The sequence below is a fragment of the Candidatus Allofontibacter sp. genome (assembly GCF_038145245.1).
Lineage (GTDB): Bacteria > Pseudomonadota > Alphaproteobacteria > Pelagibacterales > Pelagibacteraceae > Fontibacterium.
In genome coordinates, this window is the sequence record NZ_JAYQPI010000060.1 from 1 (window position 1) to 2,642 (window position 2,642).

The 2,642-nt window shown below is 24.6% G+C and carries 2 protein-coding genes and 1 pseudogene; all 3 read right to left on the reverse strand.

All coding sequences use genetic code 11. From position 1 onward, the window contains the following. Positions 1 to 170: 170 nt before the first annotated feature. Positions 171 to 1,085 carry a DMT family transporter gene (locus tag AC8IGH_RS05295; RefSeq protein ID WP_507419673.1) on the reverse strand — a complete coding sequence of 305 codons (915 nt, stop codon included), beginning with the start codon at positions 1,083 to 1,085 and terminating at the stop codon, positions 171 to 173. Between the two features lie 17 nt (positions 1,086 to 1,102). After that, on the reverse strand, positions 1,103 to 2,374 hold the full coding sequence (locus tag AC8IGH_RS05300; RefSeq protein WP_507419674.1) for a hypothetical protein: 1,272 nt from the start codon (positions 2,372 to 2,374) through the stop codon (positions 1,103 to 1,105). Positions 2,375 to 2,456: 82 nt separating this feature from the next. Continuing rightward, positions 2,457 to 2,642: pseudogene (locus tag AC8IGH_RS05305) on the reverse strand (dihydrodipicolinate synthase family protein); the annotation flags it as partial.

Sequence of the window (2,642 nt, forward strand, 5' to 3'; positions counted from 1 at the left end):
CCTATTAATTCTTTAATTTGGCTTCTTAATGAAATAAAAAAAAATAATATGGTATTAAGTTTTGATTTTTGGGTAACCACAGGTTCCTCAACTCCTATTATTCCTATTAAAAAAGGCGATCTTTTCTCTGGAAGCATTAAAGGTCTTGGAAACGTATCTTTAAAAATAAATTAAATCTTTCTAACGCTCATTTTTCTTGAAAGATAAATTAATAAAATTGTTATTATAGAAAAAAATATTGTAAAAAAATCTAAAGTCTCTCCTAATAAAATAATTGAAAAAAAGAATGTCAAAAAAGGCATAAAAAGTTGTATTTGACTTACACGAACTGCTCCGCCTAAATCTAATGCTTTGTACCAAGCAAAAAAACCTATCCATTGGGAAAATAATGCAGCATACAAAAATCCTATCCAAGAAATAGTTGGAATTTCTTTTACTGGGAAATAGTAAATTGCAAGAACAAGATGGAATGGCATTGCTAAAGTTAAGGCCCAAGAAATAACATCGACTGAACCCATTATTTTTGTAAGTTTTGCACCAAAAACATAACCAGTTGCACCAGCTATTACTGAAATAAAAAATAAAATATCAGAATATGAAAATTCTATAATTTGATTATCAGTCTGACCATGAAGTAAAGTGTAAATAATAACGACAACGCATCCAATAATTGCACAAATCCAAAATCCCAATGAGGCTTTTTGTTTAAAATAAAATGAAGCAAATACAGCAGTCATTAACGGCATTAAGGTTAAAATTACTGCTGCATGAGTTGATGTAGAATGAATTAATCCTAAGGAGAGAAATAAAGGAAAGCCTACTGATAAACTTAAAGCAACAATCGAAATATTCAAAATATATTTAACGCTTGGTATTTTTTTTTTAAAAAAAAATAAATACATTAAAGACATTATTCCAGCTAATGTTGATCTTCCAAAAGTTATAAACTCTGGTGTTAGAGCATTATTATCAAGACCTAGCGCTATCTTTGTTGCGGGTGGTGTTAGAGAGAATATTAAAATGCCAATAAATCCAAATATAAAACCTTTGTTTTCATTACTTAATTTCTTATAATTTTTAATCACAAAAAAATTTAAATTAGTTAACTAGCTTTTTTTAGATCTTGTCTTTCTCTCTCAAATAATAAAGCTAAACGATCAATCATATAATCAGAAGCTTCAAAAACATTTTTTGGATTAAACATTTTAGTTTCGGTTGAATCTGTTTTATCTTCTACTGAAATATCATTAACCAAACGTTCCGATGCATTTTCTCCCTTGATATAAAGCAAAAATAAATAATCGTTATCAGGTGTGTCTTGATTTTTTATAAAACACTCGCCATTTTCAGCAATATTATCAATAAAAGCTAATGGCGCTCTTTTTTTGGTTAAATATCTTTTATTAACTTGAAACACGATTGATTTCATATTTCTAGAATACTTTTCTAATCTATCAACAACTTGTTGTTTAATCTCATTATCTCTCTTTTGTGCATCTAATATTGCCCTAGCCTCTTCTCTTGTTCTTCTTTGGGCATCAAGTTCAGCTAATTTTGCTTCTCTTCTTTTAAGTTTAATTTCCTGAATTTTTTCTCTAAAAATTTTTAAACGTTCTTCAATAGATCTTAGTTGATTTCTTAATTGATATATTTTTTCTTTTTCTTGTCTTTTATGATCTTTAAGTTGTAAATCTAATCTTCTTTCAAGTGCTTTTTGTTCAAAGATAATTTTTTTTTCTAAAGCTTTTTGTTCTCTTTCTAGATTACGAAGCTCTATTTGTTTCGCTTTAAGTAATTGCTTATTAAATTGAAATTTCTGTTTTTTAAGTTCATTAATCTCACGTAAATTTTTCTTTTTTAATAATTGGAGTTCACGCTTTCTTTGAATGGCTTGTTGCTTAATAAACTTAATTTGTTTTTTTTGTATACTTTCTTTCCAAGTAAGAATTTTATTTTGAAAATAAGACTTTAAACCAAAAAAATTAATAAACCGATCTTTAATATAGCGGCCAAATTTATCTAAAAGATTATTTTTGTATTTTGATATTTTTTTAATCTTTAATTTTTTTTTCTTAACTCTTATATTCTTTATTTTTTTTAAAGATTTTGTAATTTTCTTATTTATTTTCTTATTTTTTTTTAAATAGATTTTTTTTTTAATTTTATTGTTTTTTAATTTTTTTATTTTTTTCTTATAAATCTTTGTTTTCTTTAAAGATCGTTTTATACTTTTTTTGAATTTAATTTCTTTTTTTAAAGCCGGTTTATTTTTTTTGATTAATTTTTTATTAAATACCTTTTTGACTACTTTCTTTTTGATTATACTTTTGATTTTTTTAAATGACTTTTTTTTATTTTTTTTCTTGGTTTTCATCACTAATAAACAAAAATATTATGTCAAATAAGGATAAATTATAACTAACATTAAAATGAAAAAATAATAGATAATTAATTATCTAAAAAAAATTTACATCTTTAAGATCTTTTACTAAATTAGATCTTTGCTTATCACTCAAAGCAACCAAAGGTGGTCTAATATTTAACCAGTTATTATCTTCTTTAATCTTTGTAGCTTTTAAAGCTGCAATAACGGGATATTTTTCAAAAACATCTCTAACGATTTTTATTTTTTTATTAATTGA